The organism is Nitratireductor sp. L15S-10, assembly GCF_045011005.1.
Lineage (GTDB): Bacteria > Pseudomonadota > Alphaproteobacteria > Rhizobiales > Rhizobiaceae > Nitratireductor.
Genome location: NZ_CP120674.1, coordinates 1,447,675 through 1,465,845, shown reverse-complemented (window position 1 = coordinate 1,465,845; position 18,171 = coordinate 1,447,675). Strand labels below are relative to the sequence as shown.

Sequence of the window (18,171 nt, the reverse complement as noted above, 5' to 3'; positions counted from 1 at the left end):
GAGACCCGCTGATGCAAGACCAGATCCTTCGAACCGCCCTGGCCGCCGGTCTTCTTGCCTGGCCAGGTGTCGCCGCCGCCAAGACCTTTACCACCCAGGCGGTGACGGTCGAGGCTGAAACTCTCGCACGTGGCCTTTCCAATCCCTGGGGTCTTGATTTTCTGCCCGATGGAAGCGCGCTCGTCACGGAACGCCCGGGCCAGTTGCGGCTCTTCTCCGCGGGCTCCCTCTCAGCCCCCATCGCCGGTGTGCCCGAGGTCGCCATTGTCGGTCAGGGCGGGTTGCTGGATGTCGCCGTTTCGCCGGATTTCGCCGAAACAGGAACGATTTTTCTCTCTTTTTCAGAACCTGGCGAAGACGGAGCCGGCACGGCCATTGCCCGCGCACGGCTTGTAAGAAATGGCGCGGATGCCCGTCTTGAGGACGTCACGACAATTTTTTCCATGAATCGCAAAACCACGGCAGGTCAACATTTCGGCTCGCGCGTCGTGCTCCATCCCGACGGCACGCTGTTTTTCACCATTGGCGACCGCGGACAAGGCGACCGGGCACAGGATCCCGCCGACCACGCCGGTTCGGTACTCAGGATCAACCCCGACGGCTCTGTCCCTGAAGACAATCCCTTCGCCGGCAGCGCAGACACCGCGCCTGAAATCTGGTCCATGGGGCATCGCAATCCGCAGGGTGCCGTCTTCGACCCTGTGACCCGCGCGATCTGGACGGTCGAGCACGGCGCCCGCGGTGGTGATGAGGTCAATCGCCCCGAGGCCGGAAAGAACTATGGCTGGCCGGTCATCTCTTATGGCGTCAACTACAGTGGCACGAAAATCGGCGTCGGCAGCGAAGCGCCGGGCTACGAACAACCTGAATACTACTGGGACCCGTCCATCGCGCCTTCCGGCACCGCAGTTTATCAGGGCGAAATGTTTCCCGAATGGCAGGGGGATTTCTTTGTTGCGGCGCTCAAATACCACCTCGTCGCCCGCCTCGATCGGGATGAGAACGGCAACATTCTCGGTGAAGAGCGTCTTTTCAAGGGAGCTTTCGGACGGATACGGGATGTGAATGTTGCACCTGACGGCTCGCTCTGGCTTTTGACGGACAAGCGCCGGGGCGAGATCATCCGTATATTCCGTTCGGAGTAATGCACCCCGAAACTGGCCCACAGGAGTCAAGCGCTACGGCCCTTGTGCGGCCAGCGCCAGCTCCGTAAGACATGCGCAATTTCCTCAGTCCGGGTGGGCGTATGACACGGGTTCAGGCCAATCTTCTATTGCTTCTTGCAGGCGCAATGTGGGGCATGGGCTTCGTCGCCCAGTCGACCGCAATGGATGCCATCGGCCCGTTCCTGTTCATCGGTCTGCGCTTCGCCATTGCCTGTCTTTCCATGCTGCCTTTTGCCATGTGGGAAGCCCGGCGCAGCACAAGATCCCTCACCTTCAACGACAAGCGAAATTTCCTGCTGATCGGTCTGCTCCTCTTCGCTGGCATGGCCGCGCAGCAGGTTGGCCTCCTGACCACCAGCGTTACCAATTCCGGTTTCCTCACCGGCCTCTACGTTGTCATGGTGCCGTTTCTGGCGGTTCTTCTGTTCCGCCAGTGGCCACACCTCGTGGTCTGGCCGGCCGCCCTTTCCGCGCTTGCGGGGATCTGGTTGCTGTCAGGCGCAGGCAGCGTGGCACTCACCACCGGCGACTGGCTGACCATCCTTTGCGCACTCTTCTGGGCCCTCCAGGTGATCATGATTGGCAGAAGCGCAAGTCATACCGGCCGCCCCATCACGCTGTCCGTCACCCAGTTCGGCATAACAGCCGTCATCGCCCTTGCTGCCGCCGGCCTTATCGAGACGATCGAGTTATCCGCGATTCTCATTGCCATGCCTGAAATCCTCTACGCTGGCATTTTTTCCGGCGGCATAGCCTTCACGCTCCAGGTTATCGGCCAGCGCTATACAACAGCCCCGCAAGCCGCGATTTTCCTGTCCACGGAAGCAGTCTTCGCCGCACTTTTCGGGGCGATCTTTCTCGGTGAGCGGTTACCGGCGCTCGGTCTCGCCGGTTGCGGCCTGATCTTTGCAGCCATTCTGGCAGTCGAAATCGTTCCGGCTCTGCGCAACCGGCAACGCAGCGTGGCCTGAACAGGAGCGAAACAATCCGTCGTGCTTTCCGCACGTTCTGCGTTATCATACCTTCGGAGTGCCGGAGGAGAAGCTCATGCAGAAGCCTGTTGAGCGCGAATGGGCGCTGACCATAGACCCGGAAACCGTGCGCTTTCTGGCAGGCAAGGCGCGCGCAATCAGCGCCGCGCTCAATACAGACTATGACGATGGTCACGAGCACGAAATTGAGATCGATGGCGATGCCCGCGATCGGCACCAGCATGACGGACTGATCGAGGAAGAGGAGGAAGACCTCACCGAAGAGGAATTTCGAGAACTGGTGGCTGATCTCAATGTGGATGAGATTGCTGAATTGATAGCGCTGGCATGGGTGGGGCGCGGCGACTACGATGTGAAGGAATGGTCAACCGCCGTCACGGATGCGCGGCAGCATGGCGCCAGGAACGTGGCCACTTATCTCCTCGGAATGCCGATGCTTTATGACTGGCTGATCGATGGCCTGGATGCACTCGGCGCATCGTGAACACTTCGAAACACACCGTTATTTCCCGATCAGCCGGGGTTGCGGCAAACATCCAGCATGATCGCTCTTTTAGCTGTTCGAAGTGCGCTGCCGGCCATACTGCTCTGCGCCCTGCTCTTCACGGACCCCCTGAACAACGCTCATGCAGCCGAAAGGGCCGCCTCGGTCCCCCTGCCGGCCACAGGCCCCATACCAAAGAGTCGCGGCGAACTGCAGCGGTCGGAGATGTCGGTCATCGTTCCCATTCCCTCCCCGCGTCCGCCCATGAAGACCAAACCACAGAAACGCCCGCCGCCCCAGACGCCAGGCCGTTTGCCCGCAAAAGAAATCGCCTGCCGCCGCGCCCTGGCTAAACTGGGCGTTTCTTATTCCGAGCAGACCCCCATATCGGAGGCGCGCGGTTGCTCGATCGCTCACCCGCTCGTTATCGAACGTCTCTCCCGGAAAATTGCATTGAAGCCAAAGGCAACACTCAATTGCGCGACGGCTCTCACACTCGCGCGTTTTTTCACAGACAAAGTTCCTTCACTCGCCAGGCGTCACCTCAAGCAGCCGGTCGCCACCGTTCGACATGTATCTGCTTATGTCTGCCGGACACGTGCCGGGTTGGAAAAACTCTCTGAGCACGCCTTTGGAAATGCCTTGGATATAGCCGCTTTCGACCTGGCGGATGGCACCAGACTCAACGTAGCTCGGCAATCAAATCCGAGAAGCGGAACCGCCAGGTTTCTCGATGCCTTCCGCACCGCTGCCTGCGGCCCTTTCAAGACCGTTCTCGGTCCAGGCACCAATGCCGATCACGCGACGCATTTTCATCTGGATCTTCAGAAGCGCCGCAACGACTATCTCTACTGCAAATAGCTGCCTTTTTCGGCACGCCATAATGAGGTCACAGGTCTGAATGCCCCCGCTGACCTTTCCTTTACCTTGTCTGGCTAGGCTACTCCCCTTCTGGAAGCGTGCAAGGTCGACGGGGCGTGTTCATGGTCGGTATTCGTGTTGGCAACCCTGTTGCAACGCCATTACGTGCACCTTTTCTGCGCGCCGCCGCGGCTGCCACGCTGTTGGCTCTTTCTGCATGCTCTGTCAGCGATGTGATGTCACCCCGCCCATCCGTGGATATCGGCGTCCAGACTGCTGCCGTGCCAGTGGCACAGCTAGCACCCGCTCCCGCTGCGCCGGTTCCGCAGGTGGCGACACCCACTGATTCCACTCCCGCACCCGAAAGTGCCAGGGGGTTGCAGGCGCTCGTTCCGTCAAACCCGATGATGGTTTCCTATCCACGCATGACCCTGCCGCGCAGTGAAAGCTCGCCGCGTGTCATGCCAGCAGAAGAAATCGCCTGCCGTCGTCGGCTCAAACGTCTTGGCGTCAAGTATCAGGACCTTGAGCCCATCAACGACGGAGGAGCCTGCCGCATCGACTGGCCCGTCAAGGTCAGTGGCCTGTCGGGCAATATCGAAATGGCGCCCGCCGCCACGCTCAATTGTCAGATGGCAGAGACATTCGCGCGCTGGACGAAAAACGAGCTCGCGCCGGCCGCGCGCAAACGCTATCTCACCGGCATCGGAAAAATCCGGCAGGGCTCAAGCTATTCCTGCCGGCGCATTGCCGGCACCAGTGTCGCTTCGGAGCATTCCAAAGGCAATGCACTCGACGTTATGAGCATCGAGCTGAAGAACGGCCGCGAGATCGATGTGCGCAAGCCGGGCTTCTTCGCCTTCCGCGAACGCGGCCTGCTGAACTCGGTCCGTGCCGAAGGGTGCGACTATTTCACCACCGTTCTCGGCCCCGGGTACAACTACGATCACCGAGACCATTTCCATTTTGATCTAAAGGGCCGCCGCAACGGCTACCGCGCCTGCAAATAGCGTTTTCCCTGCCCACAAAGCAGTCTCGCGCCCTTCATCCGGGAGTGCTAAACAGCTTCCATGCTCATTATTGAAATCGCCATTCTCTTCGTCCTCATCATCTTCAATGGTTTCATGGCCATGTCGGAACTGGCTGTTGTTTCGGCCAGACCCGCCCGGTTGAAATCCCGGGCGGATCAGGGTCAGCGCGGTGCCGCACGGGCCCTCGCCCTCTCGGCTGATCCCGGACGTTTCCTTTCCACGGTCCAGATCGGCATTACACTGGTCGGTGTGCTCTCCGGAGCCTTCTCCGGTGCGACGCTCGGAACACGCCTGTCCGACTGGCTCATCTTGCAGGGTGTCTCGGAAAGCCTGGCAAACCCGCTCGGCGTTGGCCTGGTTGTGGCCCTTATCACCTATGTGTCGCTGATCGTCGGCGAACTCGTTCCAAAGCAGATCGCGCTCAAGAACGCAGAGGGCATCGCCGTCAAGGTTGCACCGATCATGGGGCTCCTGTCGCGCATCACCCTTCCGCTCGTGTGGCTGCTTGATGTGTCGGGCCGTCTGGTCCTGGCATTGCTCGGCCAAAGCGCGGAATCGAGCCAGCGCGTAACAGATGAGGAAATCCGCACGCTCATTGCCGAAGCAGAAACCAGCGGCACCATTGAATCCGATGAGCGGCGCATGATTGCCGGTGTCATGAGGCTCGCCGACCGCAAGGCGCGCGCGATCATGACCCCTCGTGGCGAGATCGACTGGCTGGATCTCTCCGCAGACGAAGCGGCACTGGCAGAAGACGTCAAAAGCTCCGGCCACTCTCTCCTGCCGGCCGGTGATGGGTCCGTCGACGAGATCACCGGCGTCGTCAAGTTGCGCGATCTGCTGGCTGCTCAACTATCGGGAGAACCACTGGACATCCGGGCCCATGTTCTCCCGGCTCCGATCGTTCACGACATGGCCGACGCGCTCAACGTACTCTCCGTTCTTCGAGAGGCAGCCATTCCGATGGCGCTGGTGCACGATGAACATGGCCATTTCGAAGGCATAATCACCCCGTCCGATATTCTCGAGGCGATCGCGGGCATCTTTCGTGCGGATGCCGAGGAAGGTGAGCTGGATATCGTCGAACGCGCAGACGGCTCCTGGCTGCTCCCCGGCTCCATGCCCGCTGACGAAATGGCAGACCATCTGGGCTTCAATCTCCCGGCAGAGCGTACCTACACCACGCTCGCTGGCTTCCTGCTCAACGAATTCACGCATCTGCCGAAGACCGGCGAAAGCACCGATGCCATGGGCTGGCGTTTTGAAATCATGGATCTGGACAATCGCCGGATCGATCGCGTGCTCGCCACAAAGATCGAAGCATCACCGCAGGCGTGAGCCTCAATCTTCCGGCGGGACCGGTGTGGGCTTGCCATTGGCATCGAGCGCCACCATGACGAAATCCGCATGGGTGACCATTTCCATGGTCGGCGAAAGATATCGCTGCGCCCACGCTTCGACCTTGAGCCGGATCGATGTTCGCCCCACCCCTTCAATATGGGTGTAGATGCACAGCGTGTCGCCCACCTTCATCGGCTTGGCAAAGGCCATTTCCTTCACACCGGCGGTGACCACGCGACCGTGCGCGCGTTCAGCAGCACGGATACCGCTCGCTAGATCCATTTGCGCCATCACCCAGCCGCCGAAAATATCGCCAGCGGCGTTGGCGTCACCGGGCATCGCCTGCGTGCGTAACGTCAGGTCTCCAGTGGGTGTTTCCGGTGCAATCATCGTCTGTAGTTCCCCTTTTTGATTTACATCCGGCCTATCGTCGAGACCGTCACCGGTCAACAAGCGCTCGCGCATGGCACCTCTTCCATTGACGCATGGTTCCCGTTTGATGTCGTATCTGCGTTGCACCCATAGCCGACTTGCGTCTTTAATCCGGGCTACAGGCATTCCAGCGAGGTTTCTATGCAGATCAAGGCCGCCGTCTGCCGGGAGTTTGGCAAACCCCTCTCGATAGAAACACTTGAGCTCGCTCCACCTCGTCGAGGCGAAGTTCTCGTCGATCTGAAGGCCTGCGCCATTTGCCACTCCGATATTTCGTATGCCGAAGGTGCCTGGGGTGGTGATCTTCCGGCGGTCTATGGTCATGAGGCGGCCGGCGTCGTTTCAGCGGTGGGCCCTGGGGTCAATGACGTTGTGCCAGGCGATCATGTCGTCGTTACGCTCATCCGCTCCTGTGGCCATTGCCACTATTGTGCGCGTCAAAGCCTCGTCATGTGCGAGGAGATTTTCCCGCTCGACCAGCAGGGACCTCTCACCCTTGCCAACGGCAGCGCCTGCGAACAGGGTTTACGCACAGGCGCGTTCGCAGAGAAAGTGGTCGTTCATGAAAGCCAGCTCGCCCATGTGCCAGGCGATATGCCGTTCGACGTCGCATCGCTTCTTGCCTGCGGCGTCATCACCGGCTTTGGGGCGGTCGTCAACACGGCTCGCGTGTCAGCGGGCCATGCTGTGGCTGTCATCGGATGTGGTGGCGTCGGGCTGAACGCCATTCAGGGCGCCGCGCTCGCCGGCGCAAGCCCGGTCATTGCACTTGACCTCAGCGACGACAAGCTGGCGGCGGCCCGAGAGTTCGGCGCCACCCACGCGTTCAGCCCGGCCTCGCCCGATCACGCGAAAGCGATCAAAACACTGACAGATGGGCGTGGCGTGGATTTCGTATTTGTCACGGTCGGCGTCGAGGCAGCACTACAGAGCGCCCCGCGTTACATCACCCGCAATGGCTCCGTCATTGTGGTCGGCATGCCGGCCAATGGCGTGCGCATCCCCTATGACCCCGGGAAACTTGCGGCTCTCAACCAGAAGATCATCGGTTCCAAGATGGGCGAAACACGGCTCCGCCACGACATCCCCATCCTTGTGGAGCACTATCAGAAGGGTCGCCTGAAGCTCGATGAACTCATCACCACCCGCTACAGGCTGGAAGACATCAACGAAGCAATTTCTGCTGTGAAAAACGGACAGGCCCTGCGCAACGTGGTGACCTTTGAATGAAGATCGCCGAAGCCAAAACCTTCGTCACCGCGAACCCGCCCCCGCATGTCGGCGGACGCTACTTCATTTTTGTAAAGCTTGTCACTGATGGCGGCGTGGTCGGCTATGGCGAAGCGTATTCCGCCGCCTTCGGTCCACATCTCACCGCGCACATGATCGAAGAAGTGGCCGAGCGATATCTGGTCGGCCACGATCCTCATGACATCGAAACTTTCTTTCGTCGCACCTATTCCTCCGGCTTCAGCCAGCGACCCGATCCAACACTGATGGGCTGCGTCTCCGCTCTCGAAATGGCGTGCTGGGACATCATCGGCAAAGAGGCTGGCAAACCGGTCTACAAGCTGCTCGGCGGAAAGGTGCATGAGCGGCTTCGCAGCTATACCTATCTCTACCCCGACACCGGCAGCGCCGTTCCGGACGAAACGGATAGCGAACACAACGTCTATAACGATCCTGACCTTGCGGCTGAAGCCGCATTGGCCTGCCTTGCACAGGGTTTTGACGCGATCAAGTTCGATCCGGCAGGCCCATACACCGCCTTCGGCGGTCGTCAGCCGCGGCAGAGCGACATCGACCTGTCGACACGCATGGTTGCTGCCGTGCGCGAGGCTATCGGTGGGCGCGCCGACATACTTTTTGGCACACATGGTCAGTTCACACCCTCCGGCGCAATTCGGATGGCCCATGCGCTGGAACCCTACGATCCGCTCTGGTTCGAAGAGCCTGTGCCTCCAGACACTCCGGAAGCCATGGCTCAGGTAGCTCGTGGCACCAGTATCCCCATCGCCACTGGCGAACGCCTGACAACAAAGTATGAGTTTGCACAGCTTCTCAGCCTCGGCGCCGCTGGCATCTTTCAGCCCAATCTTGGCCGGTCAGGCGGCCTGCTTGAAACGAAGAAAATCGCCGCGATGGCGGAGGCGCATCACGTCCAGGTCGCACCGCATTGCTATTGCGGCCCGATCGTCGCCGCCGCCAACATTCAACTTGCCACCACCCTTCCCAATTTCCTGCTTCTGGAAGCAATCCGCACCTTCGATGGTTTTCACGCGCAATTGCTGAAAAAGAAAATCCTCTGGGAGGATGGTTTTGTCATTCCGTCGAGCGAGCCCGGCCTTGGTGTCGAACTTGATGAAGCCATCGCACAGGCCAGCCCCTACGACGGGTCCGAGTTGCACCTGCAAATGCAACAGACACCGCTTTAGCGCAGGCAATTCGTTTGGAAAGATTGCGGCCCTGACCGCGTTGCGGACTTGCGGGCATGTGGGCAAAGGAGCAGTGAATTTCAGCGTTGGGACAAGCGTTGACCCACCACAAGGAACTGAAGAATTCGGTTCCTCTTCAGACACTTGCCGCGACAAACAGACTCATCGCAAGAGCGACCTGAATCAACACGTGAACAAGTTGAATCAACACATGAAGTTGGCCGTCGCACCCCCGCCCCACAAACCACGGAACGGTTAACGCCTGCCTAACAGCAGGGGCACTGATCGTTCCAGCAACGCCCACCCACCTGGCGTCCACCCAAGTGCACGAAGGCGGTCCGTTTTCATGGCGTTGACTGCATCTCGATCAGCGGCTGGCGGCAATGGATTGCCACGGCCGGTCTCGCGCGCTACCAGCGCCAGAAGTTCACGGCGATCAAGGATCAGATCCGACACATTGAAGCGCCCCAACGCAATTTGTTCCGCCGGCAAGGTCAACATCATGCGGACAGCCGCTCCGACATCCTCGCCATGAACCTCCGTCGCGATACGCGGTGCAATCTCACGGCCTGCCAGATAGTCCGCAAAGAGGCTCTCCCATTTGTGTGACCGTCCATTCCCGACCGGCCCGTACACACCGGTGACCCGCAGGCTCACGCCGGCAAAACCATCTCCGGAGAGCTGGGAAAGCGCTTCTTCAGCGGCAAGTTTCACCTCGCCATAGAGCGTGTCAGGACAGCAAACATCAGTCTCATCGAGCATCGCCCCCGGATCGCGCTGCCCATAGACGGCCCGTGTCGAAAGAAACACCGTTCGCGCCACGCCCGCCACTCGCGCTGCTCGAAACATCGCAACGCTTCCCTCGAGATTACGCCGGCGAAACCCCTCGGCATCGTCGCCCTCTCCGCCCCGGTATTTCCCCGGCGCATGGTCGAAGGCAGCATGCACGAAAAAATCCGTTCCCTCGAACAGCGCCGTAGAAACGGATGTTGGTTCAAGCTCAACTGGAGCAAAGGCGACGCTTCTTGAAAAAAAGCCTTCCGGCGGTGCATTTCGCCCAAGCACCGTCACCCGATGACCGGCAGCGAGCAGCGCCTCGACAATGAAACGCCCGACCAGCCCGGTCCCGCCAGACACGATGCTGTGAGGCGCACTCATGGCGAAGGATTCGCCAGCGTCTCAACATCGGGAATTTTCTCACCCGAATGGAAGGCGTGCCAAAGATCGATCAGAGGACCCAGCTCCGCGGCTTTCGGATGATCCTGCTCCCAAGGCTTTTCATACTGATAGTGAACCACGGAAACAGAGTTCCAGTCCCAGAGCGCCGGGAGGTTGAACCACACATATTGCAGCATGTTGAAAAACACCGGCAGACCGTGCCAGTGCGGAAAATACGCCTGCAAAAAGGTCTGGTCGGTCCGCCGCCAGAACGCATCGGGTTCATCCAGCCGTTTAAGCATGGAGGCGAATGTCGCTGCCGAAGGGGTTGCCACAAACACCCCGGAATTCAACCGGTGAAAGTCCGTGAGGCTCTCGTAGACATTGGGCGCGGCGGAAAACTCCGGATAGAAGAACAACCGGTCAATGTTGCGCACCACCACCGCATCCGCGTCGATGAACACGACCCGCTCATACTCGGTCAACTGCCACAGCCTGAGCTTGGCGAAATTGTCGAGCGGAGTGTGAAAACTCGGCTTGTTCCCCTTGGTAAAGGGGGCATTTGCGTGAAGCCTGGCCCGCTGGTGTCGCTCGTTAAAGGCATCCGAAGTTGGAAGAAGTTCTGCCCGCACAAGCCGAGCCCCCATTTTCGCCAAAGGCTGGAGCGCTTCAGCAGGGGCGCCGCCAGTGTGCATCACCACTATATCGGCATCGGTTTCCGTCAGCCGCAACGAGCGGACCAGAGCCAGCGCGCCCATCGCATAGTCTTCATTCGTGACGAGCGTCACATAGGCATGTTTCGACATCGATGCCGTCGCTCACCCAACACTCTTCAGCCGCTTGCCTTCCGGATCGCGCTCGATGGTGGGCGCAATGTCCTTGGTCCAGGCGGACACGGCCGGAATGCGGGAACGGTCGACGCGGTAATCGAATTTCTTCGCCACATCGACGACCTCGGCCAGAAGCCCCTCCTCCAGCGTGATCGGATTGAGACCGAGCGACAGGAATTTGTCGTTTCTCACCACCAGATCGTTTTCCGCCGCTTCCTTGCGCGGGTTTGGCAGATAGGCGACCTTCGCGCCAGTCATGCGGGCGATGAGTTCGGCCAGATCACGCACACGATGCGTTTCCGTCATCTGGTTGAAGATTTCCACACGATCGCCGCGCTTCGGTGGGTTGTTCAATGCGATCTCCACGCAGCGCACTGAATCCTGAATGTGGATGAAGGCGCGCGTCTGGCCGCCCGTGCCATGTACGGTCAGCGGATAGCCGATCGCCGCCTGGATCAGGAAGCGGTTAAGCACGGTTCCGTAATCACCGTCATAGTCGAACCGATTGATGAGCTGGGCATGAAGTTTCGTCTCTTCCGTGTGCGTGCCCCAGACGATGCCCTGGTGCAGATCGGTGATGCGCACCCCGTCATTCTTGGCGTAGAACTGGAAGAGAAGCTGATCAAGCGACTTCGTCATGTGGTAGATGGAGCCCGGATTGGTCGGGTAAAGGATCTCCTGCGATGCCGTCTCTCCCGACAGGGTCTCGACGCCGACCGGGAGATAACCTTCAGGAATTGCCGCGCCAACCGAGGAGTATCCATAAACGCCCATCGTGCCCAGATGGACCAGATGAGCATCGAGGCCTATCTCCGTCATTGCGTTGAGCAGATTGTGGGTGGCGTTGACGTTGTTGTTGACCGTGTAGTTCTTGTGGCGGTCGCTTTTCATCGAATAGGGCGCAGCACGCTGTTCGGCGAAATGGACGATGGCGTCGGGGCGATGTTCGGCAAGCCAGGATTTCAGCACATCGTAGTCACGCGCCAGATCGATCAGGTGGAAGCGGATACGCCGGCCCGTTTCCTGATGCCAGATGCGTGTGCGTTCCTGGATGGAATCCATCGGCGTCAATGACTGAACCCCGAGCTCGGTGTCGATCCACCGCCGTGACAGATTGTCGATAATGTGGACTTCGTGCCCACGGGCCGACAGGTGGAGCGAGGTCGGCCAGCCGACGAACCCATCGCCGCCAAGAACTGCAATCTTCATGAAATTCCGCCTCCGGTCATCAATACATCAGGCAAGGGAACCGGACCGATTCCCTTCTCGAAAGCCCCCTTAGCATTGTTTTATGACAGTTTGTTCCGAAAGGACAAACCCGAACAATGAAGCCGGCCTCCTGTGGAGACCGGCTCCCCGTCCGGAAGACGACGGGCAGGGTTACATTTGCGCTTCGATGGATGTCACCTCGTTTGTCGCATCATCAATCGTCAGCGTTACCGAGGCTCCGGCTGCGACACTGGCGAGATCGACGCCCTCACCGGCGGTGTAGACCGTACCGTCATCGAGAGCGATCGTTCTGGTCGCCACGTCGATGGAAGCCACGGTTCCCTGAACTTCGGCGGCATAGGCCGAGAGCGTGAGAAAACCGGAAGTGGCGAGGACTGCGAGGATTTTTTTCATGGAGGAGACTCCTTTGCTGTGTTCATGCCAACCCGATCCCCGTTTGACAGTTTTGGGGGAGCCGGAAACCAGGTCGGCGAGAAAAGGGTGGTGCGGAAACCCGGCAATCTCAAATCAAACAGGATGACCGTCTCAAACACGCATTGCGCCCAAGCTTTGCCGCAATCACCCGGTCCGCCGCACATCATCGGCTGTACAACGCAGGATCCCGTCATTGGTTCACAGTTTCGCCGCTGCAAAACGGACAAAATCCGGGCAGGCCACGTTCACGACCGACCCGGATTTGCACTTCGGGCGGCGGCAGCGCGATCAAATCAGGTAACCACGCAGCGCCCGGGTGTGAACAGCTCACAGGCGACAACGATGGCGGTAGCCGTCATATCCAAGGAAGGTGTCGCTGTACTCGTCATAGGAGCGGTAGCGCGCATAGCAGCGCGCCACATGCCTATCCCAGGCCGACGCTCGACCATAGACCGGCGCAGGACCGTAGTAACGGGCGCGTGAATCGGCAATCAGACCACCGGCGATGAAGCCGCCAAGCCCGGCGATGGCCGCAGCCTCGCCCGGAGACAGACTGCCCGCGCGGCTTTCGACGCTGACGGCCGAAAGCGCCGTAGCGACAAGGGCGATGGCCATCAGGCCTTTTGCGATGGTGCGTTTCAGGGACATTTCATCATCCTCCTTTGCGATTGGTGGCCGGCCGCTGCAGCCGTCCGATGCCCATCTGTCGCAGGAGGAAAAGGAAAGGTTCACGCCCTCTCGATTTTTTTTGCGACCCCGTCGCGGGCACGCAACAAAGATTCGCCATAATAGACACGGGAAATAAACCTGTTACCGTGTAAGGCGAAGGACAAGCAGACGACGGCACTGGAGGTAACACACGCCGACTGCAACTTCCCACGGCAGAGGAGGGCCGGACATGGCCAAGCCTGGAGTACTGCACAAAAGCGCTGGCATCTACGATGCAGATGAAATGGCCGCGATGGAGAATGCCATCGAAGCCGTGTGCGCCGAACTTGGCATAAGGCGGAGTGATAGCGTCTCCCGCGAACGGGTCGCCGGGCATGTGATGCGCTCCTGGGCGAGCGGACGCCGCCTGCCGCTGAATCTGGTTCAGGCAGGGCTCGACAGCGCCACGAGGCTCGAAGCCTAGGCGACACGACTGCCGGACCTGAGAGCCGCCACGCGCAAAAAATGACATGCTGGCACTTCCCTGTCAGAAGCTTCTTCGTGCGATCTTTTTCCTGGACTCCTCAAGGTCTTGTTTCCGTTTCGGCAAGCTGCATGCCTGCGTTCCATACTGCATCATCCCCATGAAGTGCTCAGACCGCTCACAATCATAGATCCAGCACAAAACGATGCCCAGCCAGGCAGCATGGAGCCGCGAGACATCGCTATCGCTCCAGTCCGAAAAGCAGTCTGCTTCCAGCAGAGCATCCGCCCCTGCCTGACACATGCCAGCGCGCCGGCACCGCCGGTTTGAACAATGCTGCGGTCTCTCGGCCTGCCCTGCGAGATACCGATACGCCACCTGCATTTCCTCGTGCGGCCATTCGGGCGGGCAAAAGGGGAAAGGTGGCTTAATGCCCTTCTCATCCAATAGCGTGTCGCGAATCTTCGCTAGGCCGCAGATGATCTCGAGAAGCGTCTCATTGGCCTCGGTCTGCGCCGGGGTATATCTGGTGTTCCGTGGCATGTCGGGTCTCCCTTCTTTTGCGTTGACGATTTGAGAAGCGGATTTCAGTTGACCGGTCGTGCGCTCGCGCATTCTGCAGAGGGTGTGGTGCGGGCATTTTGGACAGGCTCCTTCGTTGCCGCGCGGGGTTGCCGCCGGGGTTTGGATCCTTCGGGAAACGGGGCGCGTTTTTCGTGCCTCTCTGTTGGGAATTGAAGTGGCGCGAAAAGCGCGCCCCGCCGGCCGCTGTCCCGTCTGCCGGCCGGTCACTCGGGCGATCCGTGCCCTAGCGGCTTTTCCGCAACCGACATGATGCCGGCCGCCGGCCTTTCGCGGGCCCTCACAGGCCTCGGGTCACCGAACCCGAGGGGGAGGCTGCCGTCGCCCCTCCTGATCCCCGGCTCCGGACCCGGTTCCCGACAGGGGCGATGGGGGAAGTGTAGCGGAGGTTTTGAGGGTGGGGAGAAAAGAGCGAATAGGGAGTAGCGAATAGCGAGTAGGGAACGCGCTTCATTCGCCTCGTCGTCCCGTCGTTTGATCATGGGAGCCATGACGTTGCGGGGATGACGGGGTGCGGGTGAGAAAAAGTGGGGTGGTTTCCTGGAGGCCGAAGTTTATCCCCGGTGCTTTGGTAGGGTAAGGATGATGGATAGGCATTTTCAAGCCGCCTCCCTTGCCCTGTCCCTTGCCGCCTTATCTCTCAGGCGGCAGAGTCCGCCTGACCAAAAGCAGGAAAGGAAGCTGGCAGTGGTGCGTTTGACGGGAGGGTGCCTGTGCGGCGCGGTGCGGATCGAAGTTTCGGGAGAGCCCGACCGCGTGGGCATCTGCCATTGTCTCGACTGCCGCAAGCACCATGGCGCGCTATTTTATGCGGCAGCCGTCTTTGCGGCGGAGACGGTGCGCGTCACCGGCGAGACACACGCCTATCAGGGCCGCCATTTCTGCCCGCGCTGCGGCTCCTCCGTGTTTGCCCGCACCGGTGACGAGATAGAAGTGCATCTCGGCACGCTGGACGCGCCGGACCAGCTTGTGCCGGATTATGAGCTGTGGGTGTCACGCCGCGAGAAGTGGCTGCCGGCGTTTCCAGTGAAAGCGCGGTTTGAGCGGGATCGGGAGTGAGGAAGTTACCCGAAAAAGCGATGGACCTTGAGGGCGCACCTACGAAAACCCGGCCGTGCCCCACGGCGTTCTACCAATGGCTCCCGGATAACCTGCGGCTTCCGGGGTGACGGAGGTTTGTTTACCGCCCCGGCCGCCCAGTCTTCCCGGGGCGGCGTTTGCTGCGCCGCTCGTCCGCCGGATCTTCGTAGGAGCCGATGCCGGGCCGGTGGCGTTTCACCGGTTTGGGGTCGTCTTCCGGCTTCTGGGGAACCGGCTTGCGCACCGGCTTTTCGGTGCGGCCGACCGTCATTTCGTCCAGATCGTTCTTGCGGAAAAGGCTCTTGCCGGCAGGCACGGCGTGCGCGCCGGAGGTGCCCATTTCGTCGAGATCGGGCTTGTGGAAGAGCGATGAAGCCGGAGCTTTGCTGTCCGTCCCTCGTGGTTGGAGGGGTTCACCATGAGGGGCTGACGGTGCGCCTGCGCCCTTGGCCTGCCCGCCCTGCCCCTTGCGGCTGCGCGCCTTGTCGCGGCGGGATTTTTGCGTGTTTTCGACACCTGCGTCCCGGGCGAGCGGGTCGTCCAGAATGGCGAGCTCGGTTTCCTTCAGGCGCTTGATCTCGTCGCGCAGGCGGGCGGCTTCCTCAAAATCGAGATCGGCGGCGGCGTCGCGCATCGCTTTTTCGAGATGTTCGAGATGGGCGGCGAGGTTGTTGCCAACGAGATTGTTGAGGTCGTCGCCCCGGCCACCGGCACCGCCAATGTCGGCGCGGACATGATCGCGCTCATAAACGGAATCGAGAATGTCGGCGATGTTCTTCTTGATGGAAGCCGGCGTGATGCCGTGTTCCTCATTGTAGGCAAGCTGCTTCTCGCGGCGGCGGTTGGTCTCTTCCATCGCCCGCTCCATGGAGCCGGTGATGCGGTCGGCATAGAGCATGACGCGGCCATCGACATTGCGCGCCGCGCGACCGATGGTCTGGATGAGTGAGGTCTCGGAGCGCAAAAAGCCTTCCTTGTCGGCATCGAGAATGGCGACAAGGCCGCATTCGGGAATATCGAGGCCCTCGCGCAGAAGGTTGATGCCGACGAGCACGTCGAAGGCGCCGAGGCGCAGGTCGCGGATAATCTCGATGCGCTCCAGCGTGTCGATGTCTGAGTGCATGTAGCGCACGCGCACGCCCTGCTCATGCAGGTACTCGGTAAGGTCCTCCGCCATGCGCTTGGTGAGCACGGTGACGAGCGTGCGATAGCCCTTGGCGGCGGTCTCGCGAATCTCGCCCAGCACATCGTCGACCTGGGTCTTGGCCGGGCGCACTTCTACGGGCGGGTCGATGAGGCCGGTGGGACGGATGACCTGCTCGGCAAAGACGCCGCCGGCAGCCTCCATCTCCCAGTTGCCGGGCGTGGCGGAGACGGCGATGGTGGAGGGGCGCATGGCGTCCCATTCCTCGAAGCGGAGCGGCCGGTTGTCCATGCAGGACGGGAGGCGGAAACCGTATTCGGCGAGTGTGGCCTTGCGGCGGAAGTCGCCGCGATACATGCCGCCGATCTGCGGAATGGTGACGTGGCTCTCGTCGACAAAGACGAGTGCATTGTCGGGAATATACTCGAACAGGGTGGGCGGCGGCTCGCCGGGCGCGCGGCCGGTCAAATAGCGCGAATAGTTTTCGATGCCGGCGCAGGAGCCGGTGGCTTCCAGCATTTCGAGATCGAAGCGGGTGCGCTGTTCGAGGCGCTGGGCCTCCAGCAGACGGCCGGCGCGCTCAAGTTCGGCAAGGCGCTGTTTCAATTCGGCATTGATGCCCTTGATGGCCTGGTTGAGCGTGGGGCGCGGGGTGACATAATGCGAATTGGCGTAGATCTTGACCGACTGCAGGTCGCCGGTCTTCTTGCCGGTGAGCGGGTCGAACTCGGTGATGGTCTCGATCTCGTCGCCGAAGAGCGAGATGCGCCAGGCGCGGTCTTCCAGGTGGGCGGGGAAGATTTCGATCGTGTCGCCACGCACGCGGAAGGAACCACGCACGAAATTGATGTCCTGACGCTTGTATTGCTGTGCCACCAGATCGGCCAGGAGCTGGCGCTGGTCGAGCCGGTCGCCAATCTGCATCTGGAAGGTCATGGCCGTGTAGGTCTCGACCGAGCCGATACCGTAGATGCAGGAGACCGACGCGACGATGATCACGTCATCGCGTTCGAGCAGGGCGCGCGTGGCAGAGTGGCGCATGCGGTCGATCTGCTCGTTGATGGAGGATTCCTTCTCGATATAGGTGTCGGAGCGCGGGACGTAGGCCTCGGGCTGGTAGTAGTCGTAATAGGAGACGAAATACTCGACCGCATTGTCGGGGAAGAAAGACCTGAACTCACCGTAAAGCTGGGCGGCCAGCGTCTTGTTCGGTGCGAGGACGATGGCTGGACGCTGCGTTTCCTCGATCACCTTGGCCATGGTGAAGGTCTTGCCCGAACCGGTGACGCCCAAAAGGACCTGCGTGCGCTCATTCTCGTTGGCGCCGGCGACGAGATCGGCAATGGCCGTGGGTTGGTCGCCCGACGGTTTGAACTCTGTCGACATCCTGAGCGGAATGCCGCCCTCGGATTTTTCCGGCCGCGCGGGGCGGTGCGGTGTCCATGTGGATTGAAGGTTCGGATCGCCGCTTTCGATCAGCCTGGAGAGCGCTGCGACCGTGGCCGTGACGCCAGAAGAGGACAGCCCTTCGGCCTCTTCGAGCGTGACGTCGAGACCCGCGACGGGCATGAGTCCGGCGGCCGCGCGCTCACGGGCCGAAGCCGCGCCGCCCATCGAGGTGCCGCGCGCGGTCTTCGAAGCGGAGGCGGAGCGTTCGGCAGGCTTTTTGGGCTTTTTCGGCTTTGCAGATTTCTCGGCTTCCTGCGCGATCTCATCTGCCCAATCCGCAATGGAACCGGAGAGCGGTGTGCCCGAAAGCTCGGGCTGGGGGGCTTCGGCGAAGCCGCCATTCTTCTTTTCGGATGATCTGGCCATGGGGCTGAATATGGAACCGCGAACCCGAAATGGAAAGGGGTGAC

The 18,171-nt window shown here is 60.6% G+C and carries 18 protein-coding genes; 10 read left to right on the top strand and 8 right to left on the bottom strand.

Features of this window, described 5'->3' with window-relative positions:
* Positions 1 to 11: 11 nt before the first annotated feature.
* The 6 genes from P2W41_RS07095 to P2W41_RS07070 all read left to right on the top strand — a co-directional run bounded on the left by P2W41_RS07095 (position 12) and on the right by P2W41_RS07070 (position 5,872).
* On the top strand, positions 12 to 1,145 hold the full coding sequence (locus P2W41_RS07095) for a PQQ-dependent sugar dehydrogenase (protein WP_404934686.1): 1,134 nt from the start codon (positions 12 to 14) through the stop codon (positions 1,143 to 1,145).
* Positions 1,146 to 1,246: 101 nt separating this feature from the next.
* Positions 1,247 to 2,137 (top strand): DMT family transporter, encoded by an 891-nt coding sequence (locus P2W41_RS07090; RefSeq protein ID WP_292896684.1) that lies wholly within the window; start codon positions 1,247 to 1,249, stop codon positions 2,135 to 2,137.
* 76 nt (positions 2,138 to 2,213) lie between these two features.
* Positions 2,214 to 2,642, top strand: coding sequence for a DUF3775 domain-containing protein (locus tag P2W41_RS07085; protein ID WP_292896685.1), 429 nt, complete (start codon positions 2,214 to 2,216; stop codon positions 2,640 to 2,642).
* A 225-nt stretch (positions 2,643 to 2,867) separates the two neighbouring features.
* A complete protein-coding gene (locus tag P2W41_RS07080) occupies positions 2,868 to 3,503 on the top strand; it encodes an extensin family protein (protein WP_292896687.1) in 636 nt (211 codons plus the stop codon).
* A 98-nt stretch (positions 3,504 to 3,601) separates the two neighbouring features.
* Positions 3,602 to 4,513 (top strand): extensin family protein, encoded by a 912-nt coding sequence (locus P2W41_RS07075; protein WP_404934684.1) that lies wholly within the window; start codon positions 3,602 to 3,604, stop codon positions 4,511 to 4,513.
* Positions 4,514 to 4,573: 60 nt separating this feature from the next.
* Positions 4,574 to 5,872, top strand: a complete 1,299-nt coding sequence (locus P2W41_RS07070; RefSeq protein WP_292896691.1) for a hemolysin family protein — start codon at positions 4,574 to 4,576, stop codon at positions 5,870 to 5,872.
* A 3-nt stretch (positions 5,873 to 5,875) separates the two neighbouring features.
* Here P2W41_RS07070 and P2W41_RS07065 read toward each other — a convergent pair whose 3' ends face one another.
* Entirely contained in the window at positions 5,876 to 6,265 is a 390-nt protein-coding gene (locus P2W41_RS07065; RefSeq protein ID WP_292900244.1) for an acyl-CoA thioesterase, read from the bottom strand.
* Positions 6,266 to 6,448: 183 nt separating this feature from the next.
* Between P2W41_RS07065 and P2W41_RS07060 the strand changes: the two genes are divergently transcribed.
* Together P2W41_RS07060 and P2W41_RS07055 are read left to right on the top strand one after the other, a co-directional pair.
* The gene (locus P2W41_RS07060; protein WP_404934683.1) at positions 6,449 to 7,537 is read left to right on the top strand and encodes a Zn-dependent alcohol dehydrogenase; all 1,089 of its coding nucleotides are present in this window, start codon (positions 6,449 to 6,451) and stop codon (positions 7,535 to 7,537) included.
* Positions 7,534 to 8,742 (top strand): mandelate racemase/muconate lactonizing enzyme family protein, encoded by a 1,209-nt coding sequence (locus tag P2W41_RS07055; RefSeq protein ID WP_404934682.1) that lies wholly within the window; start codon positions 7,534 to 7,536, stop codon positions 8,740 to 8,742. Before P2W41_RS07060 ends, P2W41_RS07055 begins: the two co-directional genes overlap by 4 nt.
* Before the next feature lie 255 nt (positions 8,743 to 8,997).
* On the opposite strand, the gene P2W41_RS07050 is transcribed toward P2W41_RS07055, so the two are convergent.
* The 5 genes from P2W41_RS07050 to P2W41_RS07030 all read right to left on the bottom strand — a co-directional run bounded on the left by P2W41_RS07050 (position 8,998) and on the right by P2W41_RS07030 (position 13,022).
* On the bottom strand, positions 8,998 to 9,900 hold the full coding sequence (locus P2W41_RS07050; protein WP_404934681.1) for an NAD-dependent epimerase/dehydratase family protein: 903 nt from the start codon (positions 9,898 to 9,900) through the stop codon (positions 8,998 to 9,000).
* On the bottom strand, positions 9,897 to 10,706 hold the full coding sequence (locus tag P2W41_RS07045; RefSeq protein ID WP_292896699.1) for a glycosyltransferase: 810 nt from the start codon (positions 10,704 to 10,706) through the stop codon (positions 9,897 to 9,899). The genes P2W41_RS07050 and P2W41_RS07045 overlap by 4 nt, the downstream gene beginning before the upstream one ends.
* Before the next feature lie 12 nt (positions 10,707 to 10,718).
* Positions 10,719 to 11,939, bottom strand: a complete 1,221-nt coding sequence (locus P2W41_RS07040; RefSeq protein ID WP_223021205.1) for an NAD-dependent epimerase/dehydratase family protein — start codon at positions 11,937 to 11,939, stop codon at positions 10,719 to 10,721.
* A 171-nt stretch (positions 11,940 to 12,110) separates the two neighbouring features.
* On the bottom strand, positions 12,111 to 12,353 hold the full coding sequence (locus P2W41_RS07035; protein ID WP_292896704.1) for a DUF1344 domain-containing protein: 243 nt from the start codon (positions 12,351 to 12,353) through the stop codon (positions 12,111 to 12,113).
* Positions 12,354 to 12,701: 348 nt separating this feature from the next.
* Positions 12,702 to 13,022: a BA14K family protein gene (locus P2W41_RS07030; protein ID WP_292896706.1), complete on the bottom strand. Its 321-nt coding sequence runs from the start codon at positions 13,020 to 13,022 to the stop codon at positions 12,702 to 12,704.
* A 250-nt stretch (positions 13,023 to 13,272) separates the two neighbouring features.
* Here P2W41_RS07030 and P2W41_RS07025 point away from each other — a divergent pair, with 250 nt between their 5' ends.
* Entirely contained in the window at positions 13,273 to 13,506 is a 234-nt protein-coding gene (locus P2W41_RS07025) for a hypothetical protein (protein WP_292896708.1), read from the top strand.
* A 63-nt stretch (positions 13,507 to 13,569) separates the two neighbouring features.
* Here the strand turns inward: P2W41_RS07025 and P2W41_RS07020 are convergent, their stop codons facing one another.
* Positions 13,570 to 14,121: a hypothetical protein gene (locus tag P2W41_RS07020; protein WP_404934680.1), complete on the bottom strand. Its 552-nt coding sequence runs from the start codon at positions 14,119 to 14,121 to the stop codon at positions 13,570 to 13,572.
* A 654-nt stretch (positions 14,122 to 14,775) separates the two neighbouring features.
* Here P2W41_RS07020 and P2W41_RS07015 point away from each other — a divergent pair.
* A complete protein-coding gene (locus P2W41_RS07015) occupies positions 14,776 to 15,147 on the top strand; it encodes a GFA family protein (RefSeq protein WP_404934679.1) in 372 nt (123 codons plus the stop codon).
* A 121-nt stretch (positions 15,148 to 15,268) separates the two neighbouring features.
* On the opposite strand, the gene uvrB is transcribed toward P2W41_RS07015, so the two are convergent.
* Positions 15,269 to 18,127, bottom strand: a complete 2,859-nt coding sequence (gene uvrB / locus P2W41_RS07010) for an excinuclease ABC subunit UvrB (protein ID WP_404934678.1) — start codon at positions 18,125 to 18,127, stop codon at positions 15,269 to 15,271.
* Positions 18,128 to 18,171: the final 44 nt, after the last annotated feature.

Excerpts from the sequence above, each read along its gene's own strand:
- P2W41_RS07095 (WP_404934686.1), top strand. The coding sequence starts at position 12 with ATGCAAGACCAGATCCTTCGAACCGCCCTGGCCGCCGGTCTTCTTGCC.
- P2W41_RS07090 (WP_292896684.1), top strand. The coding sequence starts at position 1,247 with ATGACACGGGTTCAGGCCAATCTTCTATTGCTTCTTGCAGGCGCAATG.
- P2W41_RS07085 (WP_292896685.1), top strand. The coding sequence starts at position 2,214 with ATGCAGAAGCCTGTTGAGCGCGAATGGGCGCTGACCATAGACCCGGAA.
- P2W41_RS07080 (WP_292896687.1), top strand. The coding sequence starts at position 2,868 with ATGTCGGTCATCGTTCCCATTCCCTCCCCGCGTCCGCCCATGAAGACC.
- P2W41_RS07070 (WP_292896691.1), top strand. The coding sequence starts at position 4,574 with ATGCTCATTATTGAAATCGCCATTCTCTTCGTCCTCATCATCTTCAAT.
- P2W41_RS07065 (WP_292900244.1), bottom strand. The coding sequence starts at position 6,265 with ATGATTGCACCGGAAACACCCACTGGAGACCTGACGTTACGCACGCAG.
- P2W41_RS07060 (WP_404934683.1), top strand. The coding sequence starts at position 6,449 with ATGCAGATCAAGGCCGCCGTCTGCCGGGAGTTTGGCAAACCCCTCTCG.
- P2W41_RS07055 (WP_404934682.1), top strand. The coding sequence starts at position 7,534 with ATGAAGATCGCCGAAGCCAAAACCTTCGTCACCGCGAACCCGCCCCCG.
- P2W41_RS07050 (WP_404934681.1), bottom strand. The coding sequence starts at position 9,900 with ATGAGTGCGCCTCACAGCATCGTGTCTGGCGGGACCGGGCTGGTCGGG.
- P2W41_RS07045 (WP_292896699.1), bottom strand. The coding sequence starts at position 10,706 with ATGTCGAAACATGCCTATGTGACGCTCGTCACGAATGAAGACTATGCG.
- P2W41_RS07040 (WP_223021205.1), bottom strand. The coding sequence starts at position 11,939 with ATGAAGATTGCAGTTCTTGGCGGCGATGGGTTCGTCGGCTGGCCGACC.
- P2W41_RS07035 (WP_292896704.1), bottom strand. The coding sequence starts at position 12,353 with ATGAAAAAAATCCTCGCAGTCCTCGCCACTTCCGGTTTTCTCACGCTC.
- P2W41_RS07030 (WP_292896706.1), bottom strand. The coding sequence starts at position 13,022 with ATGTCCCTGAAACGCACCATCGCAAAAGGCCTGATGGCCATCGCCCTT.
- P2W41_RS07025 (WP_292896708.1), top strand. The coding sequence starts at position 13,273 with ATGGCCAAGCCTGGAGTACTGCACAAAAGCGCTGGCATCTACGATGCA.
- P2W41_RS07020 (WP_404934680.1), bottom strand. The coding sequence starts at position 14,121 with ATGCGCGAGCGCACGACCGGTCAACTGAAATCCGCTTCTCAAATCGTC.
- uvrB (WP_404934678.1), bottom strand. The coding sequence starts at position 18,127 with ATGGCCAGATCATCCGAAAAGAAGAATGGCGGCTTCGCCGAAGCCCCC.